Consider the following 19,444-nt stretch of genomic DNA (forward strand, 5'->3'; position numbering starts at 1 on the left):
ACCGCACACCGCAACGAGAAGGACGGGTCACCATGGACGCGCTCTACACCGCAGTCGCCACCGCCACCCACGGCCGGGACGGTCGTGCCGTCTCCTCCGACGGCAGGATCGACCTCAAGCTGGCCCCGCCGGTGGAGCTGGGCGGCAACGGCGAGGGCACCAATCCCGAGCAGCTCTTCGCCGCCGGGTACGCCGCCTGCTTCGGCAGCGCCCTGGGCCTGGTCGGCCGGCAGGCCAAGGTCGACGTCAGCGACGCGGCCGTGACCGCCGAGGTCGGCATCGGCAAGCAGGGCGAGGGCTTCGGGCTGAAGGTGACGCTGCGCATCGAGCTGCCCGACACCGTGGACCAGGAGACCGGCCGCAAGCTGGTCGAGACCGCCCACCAGGTCTGCCCCTACTCCAACGCCACCCGCGGCAACATCGACGTCGACCTCGTCATCGAGTAGGCCCGCGGGAAGCCTTCCGAGGGTGCCGGCCCCGGCCGGCACCCTCGCGCGCGTGGCCCTATGCCGAGGCCAGCGTGTCCCGGCCGGCCTGCTGCCCCGGAATCCGTACCGCGCCCGGTCCGGTCAGCGGCTCACCCAGCAGCAGCGTCCGTACGACCCGCTCGGCGGCCCGGCCGTCGTCGAACTCGCAGAACCGGGACCGGAACACCGCCCGCAGCCGCGCCGACTCCTCGTCCCGCCAGGCCCCCGAGGCGAACAGCCGGACCAGCTCCCGGTAGGAGCGCGAGACGTGGCCCGGCGGCTCGGCCGTGATGTCGAAGTAGGCACCCCGGCTCGCCGCGTACGCGGGCCAGTCGTCGGCGTGCACCACGATCGGCCGGTCCAGGTTGGCGTAGTCGAACATCACGGCCGAGTAGTCGGTGACCAGCACGTCCGCCGCGAGCATGACCTCCTCCGCGCGCGGCTCGTCGGTCGCGTCGACGACGATCCCGCGCCGGGACAGCTCCGCCAGTCCCATCCCGCGCGCGGGGCCCGCCGCCAGCGACGGATGCAGCCGCACCACCAGCGTGTGCCCCTCGCCCAGATCGGCCGCGAACCGGGCCAGGTCGATCCGGTCGACATGCCCGAGACGGCGGTAGTCCCGCCGGGTCGGCGCGTACAGCACCACCGTGTCCGTCTCCGGGATGCCGTACCGTCGCCGGAAGTCGCTGTCGCCGCCGTTCACCAGCACGTCGTTGCGCGGGCTGCCCGTGCGCACCGAGGTGAAGTGGCAGGGGTAGGCCCGCTCCCAGACCAGCTCGGAGTGGCGGTTGGCGACCAGGCTGTAGTCCCACCGGTCGGCCCGGCGCAGCATCTGCGGCACGTCGAAGCCGAGCCGGGCCCCCGGCTTGTCCAGCAGATCGGCGCCCATGTACTTCAGCGGGGTGCCCTGGTGGGTCTGGATGTGCACGCTGCCGGGCCGCTTGACCAGCGTGCCCGGCCAGTTGACGTCGTTGACGAAGAACGCCGCCCGTGAGGTGACCTCCAGATAGCGCCGGGAGCCCACGATCACGTGCTCCACACCGGACGGCAGCAGCGCGGCGGTCTCCTCGTCCCGCACCACCCACACCCCGCGCAGCTGCGGGGCGATCCGGCGGGCCTTGGCGTACACGGCGGCCGGGTCGCCGAGCATGCCCCGGTGCGAGGACGCCGAGTAGACGACCAGGTCCGGATCGAGCGGGCGGCGCGCGTGCAGGCCGGCCCAGCCGGAGCGGGCCCGCGCGGCCGCCGCGCCCCGGGCCAGCCCGGCCAGCCGGGCCGCCTCCGCGCCGGCCCGCGCCGCCCGCCGCCTGATCCGGTATCCCGTCCAGGAGCCCTCCAGCAGGCCCACCTCGCCGTCGGCCAGGGCGCCCTCGGGCCGGTACGCGCGGAACTTCTCCGCCGTACGCCGGAAGAACTCGGCCTTGTCGGCGGGCGGCAGCCGGTCCGGCTTGGCCAGGATGTCCAGGCAGTGCTCGCCCATCTTGCGGTGCAGGTACGGCCGCCAGTGCGCCAGCTCGGGGTGCCGCTGAAGGAACGCGAAAACCCGGTCGTACTGGTCGTGGATGTCGAAGTGCTTGCGGCTGGTGGTGGACAGGATGTTGCCCTGCCGGCGCTGCCGGTAGTTCACGCAGATCCGGTCCAGCGTGGCGATCCGGCCGGCGCTGAGCATGACCGGGAAGGTCCACGGGGTGTCCTCGTAGTAGCCCGGCGGGAACGCGAAGCCCTCCGCCTCGACGAACTCGCGCCGGTAGACCTTGTTCCACACCACCATCAGCAGGTCCAGGATCCGCGGGAACTCGTCCGCGGTGAAGGTGCCCGGGCCGGCCTCGGCGAGCACCTCGGCCAGGGCGTTGCGCCGGGTGCCGCCCCACCAGTAGGTGCGGGCGTAGTCGAAGACCAGCACGTCCGGGTCCCCGGCCTCCTCGAGACGGTCGGCCATCGCCTGCAGCGCGCCCGGGGTGAGGGTGTCGTCGCTGTCCAGGAAGAACAGGTAGTCGCCGGTGGCGTGCGGCATCCCGGCGTTGCGGGCGCGGCCGAGGCCCACGTTCTCCGGCAGGTGCAGCACCTTCACCCGGGGGTCGCGCCCGGCGTACTCGTCGAGGATGGCGCCGCAGCCGTCCGGGGAGCGGTCGTCCACGGCGATCAGCTCGAAGTCGTTGAAGGACTGCAGCAGCACCGAGTCCAGGCACTCGCGCAGAAAGCCCTGCACCTTGAAACAGGGCACGATCAGACTGAAGCGGGGCACGGCGGGTCAGCTCCTCACGAGGGTCGCGGCGGCGGGGGCGGGGACGCGCTGCGCGAGCGGCACCACCGGTGCGATGGCCTCGGGCGGCTCCCCGAGCAGCACCCGCCGTACCACCCGCTCGGCGGCCAGGCCGTCGTCGAACTCGCAGAACCGCTCCCGGAACGCGGCCCGCAGCGCCGCGGCGTCCGCGCCCGCGTACGAGCCGTCGCGGAAGACGGCGGCCAGCTCCTCGGGGGTGCGCGCGACCGGCCCGGGCGGCTCGGCCGTCAGATCGAAGTAGACGCCCCGGGTCTCCCGGTAGACGTCCCAGTCGTCGGCGTACACGACGATCGGCCGGTCCAGGTTGGCGTAGTCGAACATGATCGAGGAGTAGTCGGTGACCAGCGCGTCCGCCGCCAGGCACACGTCCTCCGAGGAGCGGTGCGCGGTGACGTCGATGACCCGGCCGGAACTCGCCGCGGACCCCCGGTCGTAGAAGTAGTGGGCGCGCAGCAGCACGACGACGTCCTCGCCGGCCGCCGCGCAGAAGGCCTCCAGGTCGAGGCCGGGCTCGAAGCCGGTGTGGTGGTCGCGGTGGGTGGGCGCGTACAGGACGGCCGTCGCGCCCTCGGGCACCCCCAGCTCCCGCCGGATGCGGGCCACGTCCTCGGCGCTCGCCGTGTAGTAGACGTCGTTGCGCGGATAGCCGTACTCCAGCGCCTCCCAGGAGCCGGGGAAGGCGCGCTCCCACATCTGCGTGGAGTGCCGGTTGGCGGAGAGGTTGAAGTCCCAGCGGTCGACGCGGCCGAGCAGCCGGGTGTAGCTGCCCGACTGCGCCGCCACCACCGGATACGGCGACTGGTCCACGCCCATCGTCTTCAGCGGGGTGCCGTGCTGGGTCTGCAGATGCACGCTGCCGGGGCGCTTGACGATCCCCTCGGCGAAGTTGGCATTGTTGACCAGGTACTTGGCGCGGGCCAGCACCTCCCAGTAGCGGCGCGAGCCGATCACCGCGTACTCCACGTCCTTCGGCATCGCGTGCTCCTGGCCGGGCTCCACCAGGAACACCGAGCGGATGTGCGGGGCGAGTTCCCGGGCCTTGGCGTGGATCGCGGCCGGGTTGCAGGTGTAGCCGCGGCCCCAGTAGGCGCAGTACACGGCCAGGTTCTCGTCGAGGGGGCGGCGCAGGTCGCGGGCGTAGCGCAGCCGGGTGCGCACCGCGCGCGGGCGGGGCAGGCCCTCGGAAGCGTGCACTGCCACCCGGTTGGCACCGCGCAGCGCCCGGAACGCGCTGTAGGCGCCGGCCGCCAGCAGCCGGTGCTGCACGCCCAGGCTGCCGCCCGGCGCCCGGTAACCGGCCGGCCGGTGACGCCGGTAGAGACGGGCGGCCCGGCGGAAGAACGCCCGGTGCCCGGACGGCAGCCGCTCCGGCCGGGACGCCGTCTTCAGCACCTGGCCGAACAGCTGCTCGAAGAGTGCGCGCGTCCGCTCGGCGGGCAGTTTCCGCTCGGCGGCCCGCGTCAGCACCAGGTCCACCTGGTCGAGCAGTTCGTGCTGGTGCGGCCCCGGCAGATTGAGCCGGCTGCCCTGCCGGCGCAGCCGGTGCCGTACGACGACCCGGCGCAGCACCGCGATCCGCCCGGCCGCGAGCGTCGTCAGCCCGCCCCAGCCCAGGTCGGTGAAGTGACTGTCGGGAAAGGCGAGTTCCCGCTCGGTGAGAAAGGCACGGCGGTACACCGCGCTCCACGCCGGGAGCTGCACGCCGGTCAGCTCCGGCAGGTCGGCCGGGGCGAAGGCGCCCTCGGGGGCGCGGGCGAACAGCGGTGCCGCCGGGTTCGTCGGCTCGCCCTCCCACCAGGGGGCGCGCTCGTGCTCGACGTAGAGCACGTCCACGTCGGCGGTCTCGGCCAGCCGGGCGTCCAGCGCCGCGAGCGCGCCCGGCAGCAGCAGGTCGTCGCCGTCGAGGAACAGCACATACACGCCGGTCGCCGCCCGGATCCCCGCGTTGCGCGCCCCGCCCAGACCGGCGGACGGCGGCGAGTGGACCGCGGTCACCCGGGAGTCCCGCGCCGCGAAGCCGGCGGCCACCTCGGCGGCCGGGGCGTCGGGGCCGTCGCAGACCGGGATCAGCTGCAGATCGCCGAAGGACTGGCCGAGAACCGAGTCCAGCGCCTGGGACAGCCGGCCGGCGACCCCGTGGGACGGGACGATGATGCTGAAGCGGGGCATGCTGTCCTTTCTGTCGTCTTGCGGACGCGCATCCTGCGGACGGGACCTGTCGCCCGTCCGGGCCGCCCCGCCGGGCGGCGGACGGGCGGCCGGCTCGGGACGGGCCGGGTCGAGCCGAGGAGCGCGCGAACTCCCGGAAGGGCCAACGCCGTTCAGCACCCCTCGGTGACGGTCAGGGCACCGGAAGGTTGCGGCACGGTGGCCGGCGGTGACCCGGCGCAGGCCGACGGCACCGGCTTGCGCTCGGCGAGCGGGATCACCGGCAGCGGCTCCGTCTCGCCCAGCACCACATGCCGTACGACCCGCTCGGCGGCGCGTCCGTCGTCGTGGGGGCAGAACCGCTCCCGGAACACCGCCCGCAGCTGGGCCGAGCGCGAGCCGCGCCATTGGCCGGTCGCGAAGATGTCGATCAGCTCGTCCTCGCTGTGCCCGACCGCGCCCGGCGGGAAGGCGGGCAGGTCGACGTAGGCGCCGCTGGCCGCCCGGTACACCTCCCAGTCGCCGGTGTGCACCACGATCGGCCGGTCCAGACCCGCGTAGTCGAACATGATCGGGTGGTAGTCGGTGAGCAGGGCGTCCGAGGCCAGGCACAGGGCCTGCACGCTCGGGTGGTCGCGGACGTCGATGATCCGGGGGCCCTCGGGGCACCGCTCGCCGTGGGTGCGGGCCAGGATCACGAAGCGGGGGCCGAGCCGGCGCGCGATCCGCTCCAGGTCCAGCGGCGGGCGCTGGGTGCGCACATGGTCCCGGCGGGCCGGCGCGTACAGGACCGCGACCGCGCCCGGCGGGACACCGAGCGACTCGCGCAGCCGGGTCACGTCCGCCGACGTGGCCCGCTGGAACACGTCGTTGCGCGGCGAGCCGTACTCCAGCGTGCGGTACCGGCCCGGGAAGACCCGCTCCCAGACGAGCGTCGCGTGCCGGTTGCCGGACAGTACGACGTCCCACTGGTCCACGCCGCGCAGCAGCCCGGCGAAGTCGGTGCCGCGGGCCGCCGCCGGGCGCTCCTGCAGGTCCAGGCCCGTGTGCCCCAGCGGCGTGCCCTGCTGGGCCCGGACCAGGATCTGCCCGCGCCGCTTGCGCAGCCCCGTCTCCAGGACGTCGTCGGTGACCAGGTACTTGGCGCGGGCCAGCGCCGTCCAGCAGGCGGCAGTGCCGGGGCGCAGCCGGCGCGGGCCGGGCGGCACCGTGTGCTCGTGCTCGGGGCGGGCGATCCAGGCGGTGCGGATGTGCGGGGCGTGGGTGCGGAACGCCTCCTCCAGGGCGCCCGGGTCGCCGCCGTGGCCCCGGCCCGCGCCCGAGGCGAACACCGCCCGGTCGGCGCGGACGGGCAGCCGCAGCTGGATCCGGTAGTGCAGCCGCAGCACACCGGTGCGCAGGGCGCGGGCCAGCCGCACCGCCGCCTTCAGCGTGCGCCGGCGCACGGCCGAGGCCAGCCGGAGGGCGCGGAACGTGCGGTGCAGACCGAAGCGGACCAGGATGTTCCGGCGCCGCATCCGGGCGCCGGGGGCATGATGGCGGCGGTAGTGGGCGCGGGCCCGGCGCAGGAACTCGCCGTGGCTGCCGCGCGGCAGCCGGCCCCTCCTGGTGAACACCGTCGCGTAGTGGTCGATCATGCGGCGGAACAACTCCGGGCGCCAGCAGGACAGTTCCGGACGCGCGTCGACGTAGGCGAACACCCGGTCGTACTGCTCGAAGAGGTCGAAGTGCCTGCGGCTGGTGGTGCCGAGGATGTTGCCCTGCCGGCGCTGCCGGTAGTGCACGCACACCCGGTCCAGGGTGGCGATCGACTCCGCCGCCATCAGCACCGGGAACGTCCACGGGGTGTCCTCGTAGTAGCCCGGCGGGAAGGCGAAGCCGTGGCGTTCGACGAACTCCCGCCGGCAGGCCTTGTTCCAGGCCACCATCAGCAGCCGCAGCAGTTCCGGCCGGTCCCGCAGGCGGAAGGGCGCCGGGCCCTGCTCGGTCAGCGGGCCGGTGAGCTGGTTGCGCACCGACCGGCCGTCCCAGTACGTGCGCGCGTAGTCGTACACCAGCACGTCCGGCTCGCCGGACTCCTTGATCCGGTCGGCGATCGCGCGCAGCGCGCCCGGGGCGAGCGTGTCGTCGCTGTCCAGGAAGAGCAGATAGTCACCGGTCGCCTGGGCGATGCCCGCGTTCCTGGCCCGGCCGAGCCCCTGGTTCTCGGCCAGGTGCACGGGCCGCACGCGCGCGTCGCGGGCCGCGTACTCCTCGATGATCTCCCCGCAGGCGTCCGGCGAGCAGTCGTCCACGGCGATCAGTTCCAGATCGGGGTACGACTGCGTCAGCACCGAGTCCAGGCACTCGGAGAGATACGCCTGGACCTTGTACGCGGGGACAATGACACTGAACCTGGGCAAGGCGGGCATCCATGGGTCGTCGGTAGGCGCGGGGGTTCTGACCGGAAACGGCCGATGGAGTGAATTGGTTACGGTTCGTACGGCATGTGGGGGACGCCAGGACGACGGCCGGTGAACGGCGAGGGGCGGACCCGCCCGCGGGCCCGCCCCCTGTGGAGAGCGGCTACTTGACCGCGCCCGCCATCACTCCGGACACGAACTGCCGCTGGAACGCGAAGAACACGGCCAGCGGGATCACCATGGAGATGAACGCGCCGGGCGCCAGCACGTCGATGTTGTTGCCGAACTGCCGGACCTGCGTCTGCAGCGCGACCGTGATCGGCTGGGTGCCCGACTTGGTGAACACCAGCGCGACCAGCATGTCGTTCCACACCCACAGGAACTGGAAGATGCCGAGGCTCGCGATCGCCGGGCCGCCGAGCGGCATCACCACCCGCGCGAACAGCCGCAGTTCACCGGCGCCGTCCAGCCGGGCCGCCTCCAGCAGCTCGCGCGGGATCTCCGCGAAGAAGTTCCGCAGCAGGAACACCGCGAACGGCAGACCGAAACCCGTGTGGAACAGGATCACCCCGAGGATCGTCCCGAACAGGCCGATCTTGCCGAACAGTTCGGCGATCGGGATCAGTGCCACCTGCACCGGCACCACCAGCAGGCTCACCACGCCCAGGAACCACCAGTCCCGGCCCGGGAACTCCATCCACGCGAACGCGTAGCCCGCGAGGGAGCCGACCACGACGACCAGGACCGTCGCCGGGACCGTGATCAGCACGGTGTTCCACAGGGAATGGGTGATGTCGCCGTTCTCCAGCAGCTTGCGATAGCTCTCGAACGTCAGCTGGGACGGCCTGGAGAACACCTTCCACCAGCCGCTCGCGCTCATGTCCTCGGGCGCCCGCAGCGAGGAGACGAGCAGACCGATCGTCGGCACCAGCCAGAACAGGCCGACCACGATCAGGAAGACGCGGACCAGCCCGCCGCTCAGCTTCTCGGCGATCTTCGCCCCGACCGACTGCCGCGCCTTCACCGTCCGCACCGGCCCGGCCTTCGTGACACTCCCGGCGGCCACCGTCATCGCCTGACCTCCCGCCTCAGCCGACGGATGTTGAACAGCATCACCGGGATCACCAGGACCAGCAGCAGGACGGCGATGGCGCTGGCGACGCCCGGCTGGTTCTCGGCGAAGCCCTTGCGGTACAGCTCCAGCGCCAGCACGTTCGCGTCGTCCTGGGAGGAGCCCGGGGCGATGATGTAGACGAGGTCGAACACCTTCAGCACGTTGATCATCAGCGTGACGGTGACGACCGCGAGGACCGGGGCCAGCAGCGGCACGGTGACCTTGCGGAACACCTGCCACTCGTTGGCGCCGTCCACCCGCGCCGCCTCCAGCAGCTCCCGGGGCACGCCCGCGAGCCCGGCCGCGATCAGCACCATCGCGAAGCCCGCCCACATCCACACGTACGCCCCGATGACCGCCGGGGTGACCAGCGACGGGCCGAGCCACTCGACCCCGTTGTACGGCTCCCGGAAGTTGCTCGCCGGAAGCCGCAGCCGGGCCCCGTCGGCCGAGGCGGGCAGCGTGAACGTGCCGTCCCCGGACGCCTTGGCCGAGGCGACCACCTTGCCGTCCTTCACGGCCTCGATCCGCATCCCGGCGTACCCCAGCTCGGACGGGTCGGGCGCGCCGAGCCGGCCCACGCCCTTGCCGCGCGTGAAGTCCTGCCAGGTGGTGCCGGTGATCCTCCCCGGCTCCGGCTTGGCCGCCGCGGCCTTCTTCGCGCCGTCCGGCATCTGGTCCGGGGCGACGCCGACGAGGGGCAGCGTGACCGGCTGCCCCGCGTGCACCGGGGCCTTCGTGATGAAGCCGCCGGCCTGCGGGACGAGCGGCGACTCGCGGCCCGGGTGGGCCTTCGGGAACGCCGACGACTGCGCGAAGGTGTCGTGCACGCCCACCCACACCGCGTTCGCCACGCCCTTGTTCGGGTCCTGGTCGTACACCAGCCGGAAGATGATCCCGGCCGCCAGCATCGAGATCGCCATCGGCATGAAGACGACCAGCTTGAACGCCGTCCCCCAGCGCACCCGTTCGGTCAGCACCGCGAAGATCAGACCGAGCGCGGTGGAGACCGTGGGCGCGAACACCACCCAGATGACGTTGTTCTTCAGGGCGGTGCGGATGCCGTCGTCCGTGAAGAGCGTCTTGTAGTTGTCGACTCCGGAGAAACCGTCGCCGTTCGCGTCGTAGAAGCTGCGGACGACCGAGTACCCGATCGGGTAGACCACGAGCGCGCCGAGCAGCACCAGGGCGGGCAGCAGGAACAGCGCTGCCACCGCCTTGCGGGTGCCGGTCACGCTCTTGCGACTGCGGGGCGCGGCGGGGCCCGGTGGGGCCCCGGCCGCCGTTGCCGCCGACGCCATCGCCGGCTCAGCTCCCGCTTCCGTACGCGGCCGCCGCGTCCTTCTCCAGCTTCGCCTGGGTGCCCGCGACGTCCGTGGGGTTCTTCAGGAAGTCCTGCAGGTCCTTCCACTCGCCCTTGCCCGGGGTGCCGCCGAAGGCCTGCGGCGCCTGGTCGGACATGTCGAAGCGGAAGTCGTCGCCGGACGCGATCAGCGCCTTGGCGATCTTCTGCTGCACCGCGTTCGGATACGCCGAGACCGGCACGTTCTTGTTCGGCGACAGATAGCCGCCGAGCTTCGCCTGGATCGTCGCCGCGTCCGGGGAGGCGAGGAAGGTGACCAGGGCCTGGGCCGCCTTGGAGTCCTTCAGGATCACCGCCGCGTCACCGCCGGAGACCACGGGCGCGGTGGCGCCGACCGCCGGGAACGGGAACACCTTCGCGTCCGTGCCGATCTTCGCCTTGGTCTCACCGATGTTGACCTGGGCGAAGTCGCCCTCGTAGACCATTGCGGACTTCGGCTGGTCGCCGCCGTTGAAGGTCTGGGTGACCGAGGCCGGGAACTCCGTCTGCAGCGCGCCGTTCTGGCCGCCCGCGAGATAGTCCTTCTTGCCCCAGATCTGCGCGAGGGTCGTCAGCGCCTGCTTGACCGACGGATCCGTCCACTTGATCTTGTGCTGGGCCAGCTCGTCGTACTTCTGCGGCCCCGCCTGGGACAGGTAGACGTTCTCGAACCAGTCCGTCAGCGGCCAGCCGTCCGCGCCGGCCACCGAGAACGGTGTGACACCCGAGTCGTACACCGCCTGCGACGTGGTCAGCAGGTCCTTCCAGGTCTTCGGCTCCTTGGCGCCCGCGTTCGCGAACACCTTGGCGTTGTACCAGATCAGCGACTTGTTGGCGGCCTTGTAGTAGACGCCGTACTGCTTGCCGTCGACCTTGCCGATGTCCTGCCAGCCCTGCGAGTAGTTCTTCTGCAACTCCTTCACGGCCTCCGGGCCGAGCGGCTTGGCCCACTTGCGCTGCACGGCCTGCTTGATGGCGCCGGGCTGCGGCAGCATGGCCACGTCCGGCGGCTGGCCGCCCGCGATCTTCGAACCGAGGAAGTTGATGATCGGGTCCTGGGCGGGCACGAAGGTGACCTTCGCGCCGGTGCGCCGGGTGAACTCGGCCAGGACCTGCTTGAAGTTCTTCTGCTCCTGACCGGTCCAGACGGCGGCGATCTCCAGGCTGGCGCCGTTCAGCTTCGGCAGGCTGACGGTCGAACCCGTCTGGGACGGCTCGCTTTTGTCCCCGTTGCTCTTCTTGCCGTTGTCCCCGCTGGAGCACGCGGTGAGCGCCAGGGCTCCCGCGAGCAGTGCGGCGAGTGTCGTGACGGCCCTGCTCGTCCGGATGGTGCTGCTCTTTCCGTGCATCACTTCCCCGTTCTTCGTTCTTCGTTGAACGTCAGAACTCTGTCCCGTGCGCTCCGGTCTACGCCGGGCCGTTCATGGTGGGCAAGAGCGCCTGCGCTGTCCAGCGGCGCATCGTGACCCGCTCGTGACCGGGAAGGCATGCGGCTGGTCCCCGACGGGAGACCCGGCTAGAGAAGGGACGGAAGCCGGGCCGCGGACACCTCGCGCGCCGCCCGCTCCAGCGCGCTCGCCAGCAGGGCCAGGTCCGTGGGTCCGTTGCCCAGCTCCCGCACGGGCCGGCGGGCCGGCGGATCGCCCATGCGCTGCCAGTCCAGCGGGACCACCGTGGGCCGCTGGGTCGCGGTCCGCGGGATGCGGCCCGTGACCCGGCCGCCCTGGAAACCGACGGCCCGGCCGTCCGCGTACACCAGCCGGCCACGCCCCGCCGCCGGTTCGTCCGGCCCCTGCCGGGGAGCGTCCAGCGCGATGCGCAGGGCCGCCCGCCGTGCCGGCTCCGTCTCCGCCGTACGGCCCCCGGTCCCGGCAGCCGCCACCACATGCACCCCGAGCCCCTCGCCCTCCCGGGCCACCGCCTCCAGCGCGCGCATCACCGAACCGGCGGCGGGCCGGCCCGGCGAGCCCAGCGGGGGCGAGACCAGCGCGTCCAGGTCGTCGACGACGACCACGAGCCGCGGCAACGGCGGCGCCGCCTCGGCCTGCTGCCGCGCGGCCGCGCCCGGCCGCAGCCGCAGGGTGGAGCTGGGCGGCGCCTCCAGGTCGCCGTTCGCGGGCGTGCGCTGCGCCACGATCCGCCCCGCCACCGCACGCCCCGCGTGCCACTGTGCGAAGTCCGTCCGGCCCAGCAGCTCCGCCCGCCGCTTCAGCTCGGCGGTCAGCGACTGGGCGAACTCCCGCATCCGCACGGGGTCGTTGGCGATCAGGTGCGTGGTGACGTGCGGTATGTCCGTGCACACGTGCAGGCCCTCGGTGCGCCCGGCGCCCACGCCGACGCCGTCCCGGCCGTCGATCAGCACCATGCCCAGCCGGTCCGGCCGCTCGGCGGCGGCCAGCGAGGCCACCACGGCCCGCAGCAACTCCGTACGACCGCTGCCGGCCGGCCCCTCTATCAGCAGATGCGGACCGTCGGCGACGAGGTCGACGGTGACCGGCCCGCGCGGCCCGGCGCCGAGCACGGCGCGCGCCCGCCCGCCCAGGGACCGGGTGTCGTCGGCCGCGTCGGCCCAGCGCGCCATCAGCGACGCCGGGGTGGCCCGGGCCAGCCCCAGCTCGTCCAGCAGCCGCGCCGACTGCGGCAGCGGCGCCGCCAGACGGGGCTCCCGCACACCGGCCGGAGCATCCGGGCGCAGTGGCGCCAGCGCCCGCGCGAACCGCTCCGCCCAGGCGCCGGACACGGCGTCCACGGCGGCGAGCGTCCCCGGGCCGACGGGGCCGCCCGGCGCCACCCGCATCAGCCGCAGCGCCGTCGCCACGTCGCCGCTGAGCAGCGCGACGGCACCGCAGTGCCGGAACGTCGGCGTCACCGCGCACGCGGCCTCGTACGTCAGCGACACCGGGGAGGCGGGGGAGGCGGGCTCGGTCTCGGCGAGACACACCACATGGATCCCGGCCCGCGGCCCGGCCACGGCCAGCCGCGCCACCGCGTCCCGCAGCGCGGCGCCCCCGGGATCACCGTCCACGACGACGACGGTGTACGGCCCCGGGAACCCGCCGGCCTCGCCGATTCCGGCGTCTTCCCTGGCCCAGGAGGGGCGACGAGCGGGGGCGGGGTGGGAGGCCGTTGGGCGGGTGCCGCTCGGGGTGTGGGCGCCGGAGGTTCCGGGGGCGGGGTGGCCGGTTGCTTGGCCGTGCGCGGAGGCGCCGGGGGGGGTGGGGTGGCCCGGGACCGATCCATTGGTCCCGGTCGATCCATGGGTCCCGGTGCCGGGATGGCCGGAACGGGTCGCCTGGGTGGGGGAGTCCCACTCGGCGGTCGCCTGGGTCAGGGCCGCGGGCGCAGGTGAAGGGGCGCCGAGGTGGTGGCCGGAGGCCGTGCCCTCCGGACCGGCGTCCTGGCGGGGCGTGCCCGTGGCGGTGCCGGGCGTGGCGGTGCCGTTCCTGGGGTTGGCGGCCGGGAGGGGGGCTGAGGCGGGGCGGGCCGTGCTTGCACCGGTCGTCGCGTGGTCGTCGACCCGGCGCAGCAGCTCCTCCGTACGGGCCGCCGCCTGCTCGCGGTCGTAGGCCAGCAGCAGCCTGCAGTCCTGGCCGTGCCCCGGCCGGACGTGCGGGAGCCAGCCCAGCCAGGCCCACTCGGCCGTGCGCTCCTCCACGGGACGGGAGCGGTCGGCGCTGATCAGCACGATCTCCAGCAGGTCGGGGGAGTGCAGCGCGGCCAGCTGGGCCAGCACCGCGCGGGCCAGTCCGGACAGCCGGGGGCGCGGACCGGCCAGGCCCAGCGCGCCCGCCTCGCGTAGCGCGGTCGTCACGGGCACCGCGGGCAGCAGGCCGGAGCCGTCCGGGGCGCTGCGGTCGGCCGTGCCGAGCCGCACGGTCAGCGCCTCCGGGTGACCGGGCCCGCGCTCCCACAGCCGGGGGCCGGGGCCGAGCGCCGTCAGCAGCAGAGAGGCGGGATCCGGCCAGGTCTCGGGCTGCTGCGGCACGGTGCGGGCGGCCGGGGCGACGCCTGTGGGGGCCGCGGGGCCGCCGTACGTCTCGGGTGCGGCGGGCTGCTCCCCGCGTCCGCCGGTCAGCCGGCGCGCCCACGCGCCGAGGCCCCGCCGCCGGGTTCCCTGGGGGGTGTCGACGCCTCGGACGGGAGTGCCCTTACGGCCGGTGCCCAGCGGCTGTCCGCCGGTCCCGCCGACACCGAGCCGCCCCGCGTGCGTGTCTCCGCCGGAGGGGCCGGGCGCGCTCTCGATCCGCGGCGCCCCGGCCTGTTCCGGCACCACGGCCGCGTCCTGCCGCCGATGCTCCTGCCCCCCGCTGCCGGAGGTCCCCCACCCACCGGCCCCGTAACCGTGCTGTGCGGGTGGGAACCCGGCCCCGGCCGAAGGCCGGACGCCCCCCAACGCACCCGCACCCGAGGACGTCCCGGCACCCGCGTCCGCGAACGCCCCCGCACCAGAAGACGCCCCGGCACCGGCAGCCGCGACCGCCTCCGCCTCCGAACGCCCCCCGGCGACAACCCGAACGCAGCCCTCCCCGTCGGCGACGGTCCGCACTCGCGCCCCCGGTCCCCCGGACGGAGTAACCCGCAGCGCCGACTCGCCGATCCGCAGCAGCCCCCCGGCAGGGACCCGCACCGGACGCTCGCCGACCCGCGTCCCGTCCAGCGCCGTACCGTTCGTGGAGCCGAGGTCGGCGACCGAGACGCGGCCGTCCGCGTCGACGGTGACCGCGCAGTGCAGCCGGGACACGTCGGGGTCGTCCAGCGGCACGTCCGCGTCGGCCGAGCGGCCCACGGTGATCCGGCCGCCGTGCAGCAGATGGACCCCGCCCGCGTCCGGGCCCGCGACGACATGCAGCTGGGTCGGCGCCTCGTCCAGCTCGGGGTGCGGCTCGGGAGCCGCCGGGGTGCCCAAAGACAGCACGGCGCCGTCGATCAGCGGGGGCTCGCCGAGGGTGCAGCGGCGCGGGTCCAGCCGCTCGGCGCCGGCGTACAGCACGGGGGATCCGGAGTCGCGGCCCTCCCCGGCGACCGCCCCGGCCAGCGCCGACGCGACCGCGGCCAGGTCCGTGCCCGCGGGCGCCGTGACCAGCACGTCGCGGCTCGCGGCGCGGCCCCGCTGCGGAGCCGGGCCCAGCGGGTCTACGACGGTCAGCCGGATCTGCATCCCCACCCCAACACGAGCACGTCGGTCAGTACTGCAAGGCATCCTCGCACCTGCCACTGACAACACGCCCGCCACCCGGCGTCAAGTGATCTTGATTGGTCGGCTCTGCCCGCAAAAGTGCCTGACCAGTGCCGTACGAACGATCAGTTGAGATCGGTCACGTCCGCTCCCCGGCAACCGGCGGACCGGCCCGCGCGTCTTTCCGTCGAACACGTCGAACAGGGTCGGGAACGTTTGCGTAGTGCCCTGGAGGGCGGCACTACAGTGGACCGGAACCGGAACGACAACCGGAATGCAGGCAAGCAAGCATCAGCAAGCAGCAGGGAGCGCGTGACGTGCGGCCAGTCGGCAGCAAGTACCTGCTTGAGGAGCCGCTGGGACGCGGCGCCACAGGCACCGTCTGGCGTGCCCGCCAGCGCGAGACCGCGGGCGCCGAGGCGGCCGTGCCCGGACAGCCCGGCGAGACGGTCGCGATCAAGGTCCTCAAGGAGGAGCTGGCGAGCGACCCGGACATCGTGATGCGCTTCCTGCGCGAGCGCTCGGTCCTGCTCCGCCTCACCCACCCCAACATCGTCCGGGTGCGCGACCTGGTCGTCGAGGGCGATCTGCTGGCGCTGGTCATGGACCTCGTCGACGGCCCCGACCTGCACCGCTACCTGCGCGAGAACGGCCCGCTGTCGCCGGTCGCCGCCGCGCTGATGACCGCGCAGATCGCCGACGCGCTCGCCGCGAGCCACGCCGACGGGGTGGTCCACCGGGACCTGAAGCCCGCGAACGTGCTGCTCATGCAGCACGACGGCCAGATGCACCCGATGCTGACCGACTTCGGCATCGCCCGGCTCGCCGACTCCCCGGGCCTGACCCGCACCCAGGAGTTCGTCGGCACGCCCGCGTACGTGGCGCCGGAGTCCGCCGAGGGCCGCCCGCAGACCTCCGCCGTGGACATCTACGGCGCCGGCATCCTGCTGTACGAGCTGGTCACCGGCCACCCGCCGTTCTCGGGCGGCTCGGCCCTCGAGGTCCTGCACCAGCACCTGAGCGCCGAGCCGCGCCGCCCCTCCACCGTCCCGGACCCGCTGTGGACGGTCATAGAGCGCTGCCTGCGCAAGAACCCCGACGAACGGCCGAGCGCCGAGAACCTCGCGCGCGCCCTGAGGGTCGTCGCCGAGGGCGTCGGCGTGCACGCGAACGCCGCGCAGATCGCCGCCGCCGAGGGCGTGGGAGCGCTGCTGGCCCCGGACCCGGCCCCGACCGCCGTACCGGGCGTGCCCGGCGCCGCCGACCCCACCCAGGTGCTGCCGCAGGGCTCCGCGGGGGCGTACGACCCGAACGCCGCGACCAGCGTGCTGCCGCACACCGGCGGCCCCGCGGGTGCCGCCGACCCCACCGCCGTCCTGCCGAACACGGGCGCGGCGGACCCGACCGCGGTGCTGCCGAACACCGGCCCGCAGGGGCAGCAGCCCGAACAGCCGCACCCCTGGCAGACCCAGCTGCGCGCGGCCCGCGACCGCAACGAGCAGACGCAGATCCAGTACCTCTCGCCGGAGGACGACCCGCTGCGCCACCGGCCCCAGCGGCAGGTGGCCCGGCCGCAGCAGCAGCCGCGGCAGGCCCCGCAGTCCCGCCCGCAGCAGCCGCAGCCGCGCGGCCGTCAGCAGGGCTACCAGCAGGGGTACGGCTATGCGCCCGAGCCCCAGCAGTACGCGCCCCCGCGGCGTCCGCAGCGGTACGCGCCGCCCGCGCCGGAGCCGCAGCGGCCCGCGCGAGAGCCGCGGCAGCGCAGCGCCAACCCGATGAAGATCCCGGGTCTCGGCTGCCTGAAGGGCTGCCTGTTCACGATCGTCATCCTGGTCGTGGCGAGCTGGCTGATCTACGAGCTGACACCGGTGCACACCTGGATCGGCCAGGGCCGCGGCTACTGGCACGAGGTGAGCCACTGGGTCGGCCGGGCCAGCAAGTGGATCAAGGATCTCGGCGGCTCCTCCGGCGGCGGGAACTGACCGCGAGTTTGCGGATTTGTCGACATCCGGCGGGTGATTTCCGTCTCCGCGGTGAAGGTTGGCTCGTCGGACGCGTAGTTTTGGCGGCACCACGCGACAACGCGCGTCTGTAGGAGCAGTCTTGGCACGGAAGATCGGCAGCCGGTACACCGCGAACCAGATCCTGGGTCGGGGCAGCGCCGGCACGGTGTGGCTGGGCGAGGGGCCGGACGGGCCCGTCGCCATCAAGATGCTGCGCGAGGACCTCGCCTCCGACCAGGAGCTCGTCGGACGCTTCGTGCAGGAGCGCACCGCGCTGCTCGGCCTGGAGCACCCGCACATCGTCACCGTGCGCGACCTGGTGGTCGACGGCAACGACCTCGCCCTCGTCATGGACCTGGTGCGCGGCACCGACCTGCGCACCCGGCTGGAGCGCGAGCGGCGGCTCGCCCCCGAGGCGGCCGTCGCGATCGTCGCGGACATCGCCGACGCGCTGGCGGCGGCCCACGCGGCCGGGGTCGTCCACCGGGACGTCAAGCCCGAGAACGTCCTCCTGGACATGCAGGGCCCGCTCGGCCCCGGCGGCTCGCACCCCGCCCTGCTCACCGACTTCGGCGTGGCCAAGCTCATCGACTCGCCGAAGCGGACGCGCGCCACGAAGATCATCGGCACGCCGGACTACCTGGCCCCGGAGATCGTCGAGGGCCTGCCGCCCCGCGCGGCCGTGGACATCTACGCCCTGGCGACGGTCCTGTACGAGCTGCTGGCCGGCTTCACCCCGTTCGGCGGGGGTCACCCCGGCGCGGTGCTGCGCCGCCACGTCACCGAGACCGTCGTACCCCTGCCCGGCATCCCCGAGGAGCTGTGGCAGCTGATCGTGCAGTGCCTGGCCAAGGCGCCCGCGTCCCGGCTGCGCGCCTCGGAGCTGGCGGCGCGGCTGCGCGAGCAGCTGCCGACGCTGGCCGGGATGCCGCCGCTGGACGTCGACGAGCCGGAGCCGTCCGAGGAGGCGGCACAGGAGCCGGCGCCCCCCGCCCCGGGCGGCGAGCCGCTGCGGCGGCGGGGCGCGGTCCCGCTCGTCCCCGGCGCCAAGCCGGACTCCAACCGCGACACGCACACGTCGATGCGCGTACCGGGACCGGACGAGCTGGCGGGCGGCGCCCACGGGACGGCTCGCGCCCCCCGGGCCGCCGGTGCGCCCCGGCCGGGCTCGGCGAGGCACCGGGCGGCGCTGCGGCGGCGCAGGCTGACCCTGGGCGCGGCCGGACTGGTCGTGGCGGCCGTCGTGGGCGTCGGGGCGTGGTGGGTGTCGGCGGACGACGACTCCGGGACGCCGTCCGGCACCCACAGCACGTCGACCCCCTGACCCGCCCGGGGCGGGCGAGGCGGCGGGGACGCTCGGCCGAGGTCGGTTGCCACAGCCGTTACGCTGGGAGGCGTGGCAGTCGTCGATGTATCCGAAGAGCTGAAGTCCCTCTCCTCGACCATGGAGTCGATCGAGGCCGTCCTGGACCTCGACAAGATGAGGGCAGACATCGCCGTGCTCGAGGAGCAGGCGGCCGCGCCGTCCCTGTGGGACAACCCGGACGAGGCGCAGAAGATCACCAGCAAGCTCTCCCACCTCCAGGCCGAGGTCAGGAAGGCGGAGGCGCTGCGCGGCCGGATCGACGATCTCGCGGTCCTCTTCGAGATGGCCGAGGAGGAGAACGACCCGGACACCCGTGCCGAGGCCGAGTCCGAGCTGGCCGCGGTGAAGAAGGCGCTGGACGAGATGGAGGTCCGCACGCTCCTCAGCGGTGAGTACGACTCGCGTGAGGCGCTCGTCAACATCCGCGCCGAGGCCGGCGGCGTCGACGCCGCCGACTTCGCCGAGAAGCTCCAGCGCATGTACCTGCGCTGGGCCGAGCAGCGCGGCTACAAGACGGAGCTGATCGAGACGTCGTACGCCGAAGAGGCCGGCATCAAGTCGACCACCTTCGCCGTCCAGGCGCCGTACGCCTACGGCACCCTCTCCGTCGAGCAGGGCACGCACCGCCTCGTGCGCATCTCGCCCTTCGACAACCAGGGCCGCCGCCAGACCTCCTTCGCGGGTGTGGAGGTGCTCCCCGTCGTCGAGCAGTCCGACCACGTCGAGATCGACGAGTCCGACCTGCGCATCGACGTCTACCGCTCCTCCGGTCCCGGCGGCCAGGGCGTGAACACCACCGACTCCGCGGTGCGCATCACCCACATCCCCACCGGCATCGTGGTCTCCTGCCAGAACGAGCGGTCGCAGATCCAGAACAAGGCCACCGCGATGAACGTCCTCCAGGCCAAGCTGCTGGAGCGCCGCCGGCAGGAGGAGCAGGCCAAGATGGACGCCCTCAAGGGCGACGGCGGCAACTCCTGGGGCAACCAGATGCGCTCCTACGTGCTGCACCCGTACCAGATGGTCAAGGACCTGCGCACCGAGTACGAAGTGGGCAACCCGGAGGCCGTGTTCAACGGCGAGATCGACGGGTTCCTGGAGGCCGGTATTCGCTGGCGCAAGCAGCAGGAGAAGTAACCGCA

11 protein-coding genes are annotated in these 19,444 nt (G+C 73.6%); 4 read left to right on the plus strand and 7 right to left on the minus strand.

What is annotated here, in order from left to right:
• The first annotated feature begins 32 nt into the window (after positions 1-32).
• Positions 33-446: an organic hydroperoxide resistance protein gene (locus OG956_RS21675; RefSeq protein ID WP_330339645.1), complete on the plus strand. Its 414-nt coding sequence runs from the start codon at positions 33-35 to the stop codon at positions 444-446.
• Between the two features lie 58 nt (positions 447-504).
• Here OG956_RS21675 and OG956_RS21680 read toward each other — a convergent pair whose 3' ends face one another.
• The 7 genes from OG956_RS21680 to OG956_RS21710 form a co-directional block, all read right to left on the minus strand.
• The gene (locus OG956_RS21680) at positions 505-2,712 is read right to left on the minus strand and encodes a bifunctional glycosyltransferase/CDP-glycerol:glycerophosphate glycerophosphotransferase (protein WP_330339646.1); all 2,208 of its coding nucleotides are present in this window, start codon (positions 2,710-2,712) and stop codon (positions 505-507) included.
• A gap of 6 nt (positions 2,713-2,718) precedes the next feature.
• Positions 2,719-4,920: a bifunctional glycosyltransferase/CDP-glycerol:glycerophosphate glycerophosphotransferase gene (locus OG956_RS21685; protein ID WP_330339647.1), complete on the minus strand. Its 2,202-nt coding sequence runs from the start codon at positions 4,918-4,920 to the stop codon at positions 2,719-2,721.
• Between the two features lie 152 nt (positions 4,921-5,072).
• Positions 5,073-7,301 carry a bifunctional glycosyltransferase/CDP-glycerol:glycerophosphate glycerophosphotransferase gene (locus OG956_RS21690; protein ID WP_330339648.1) on the minus strand — a complete coding sequence of 743 codons (2,229 nt, stop codon included), beginning with the start codon at positions 7,299-7,301 and terminating at the stop codon, positions 5,073-5,075.
• 163 nt (positions 7,302-7,464) lie between these two features.
• The gene (locus tag OG956_RS21695) at positions 7,465-8,373 is read right to left on the minus strand and encodes a carbohydrate ABC transporter permease (RefSeq protein WP_330339649.1); all 909 of its coding nucleotides are present in this window, start codon (positions 8,371-8,373) and stop codon (positions 7,465-7,467) included.
• Positions 8,370-9,650 (minus strand): carbohydrate ABC transporter permease, encoded by a 1,281-nt coding sequence (locus tag OG956_RS21700; protein WP_330339650.1) that lies wholly within the window; start codon positions 9,648-9,650, stop codon positions 8,370-8,372. The genes OG956_RS21695 and OG956_RS21700 overlap by 4 nt, the downstream gene beginning before the upstream one ends.
• Before the next feature lie 73 nt (positions 9,651-9,723).
• A complete protein-coding gene (locus OG956_RS21705) occupies positions 9,724-11,106 on the minus strand; it encodes an ABC transporter substrate-binding protein (protein WP_330339651.1) in 1,383 nt (460 codons plus the stop codon).
• A 167-nt stretch (positions 11,107-11,273) separates the two neighbouring features.
• Positions 11,274-14,915, minus strand: a complete 3,642-nt coding sequence (locus OG956_RS21710) for an FHA domain-containing protein (RefSeq protein ID WP_330342909.1) — start codon at positions 14,913-14,915, stop codon at positions 11,274-11,276.
• 335 nt (positions 14,916-15,250) lie between these two features.
• Between OG956_RS21710 and OG956_RS21715 the strand changes: the two genes are divergently transcribed.
• From OG956_RS21715 to prfB, 3 genes are all read left to right on the plus strand, one after another.
• Positions 15,251-16,915: a serine/threonine-protein kinase gene (locus OG956_RS21715; protein WP_330339652.1), complete on the plus strand. Its 1,665-nt coding sequence runs from the start codon at positions 15,251-15,253 to the stop codon at positions 16,913-16,915.
• A 121-nt stretch (positions 16,916-17,036) separates the two neighbouring features.
• Entirely contained in the window at positions 17,037-18,260 is a 1,224-nt protein-coding gene (locus OG956_RS21720; protein ID WP_330339653.1) for a serine/threonine-protein kinase, read from the plus strand.
• Between the two features lie 72 nt (positions 18,261-18,332).
• Positions 18,333-19,439: a peptide chain release factor 2 gene (prfB, locus tag OG956_RS21725; RefSeq protein WP_330339654.1), complete on the plus strand. Its 1,107-nt coding sequence runs from the start codon at positions 18,333-18,335 to the stop codon at positions 19,437-19,439.
• Positions 19,440-19,444: the final 5 nt, after the last annotated feature.

The organism is Streptomyces sp. NBC_00557, from assembly GCF_036345995.1.
Taxonomy (GTDB): Bacteria; Actinomycetota; Actinomycetes; order Streptomycetales; family Streptomycetaceae; genus Streptomyces.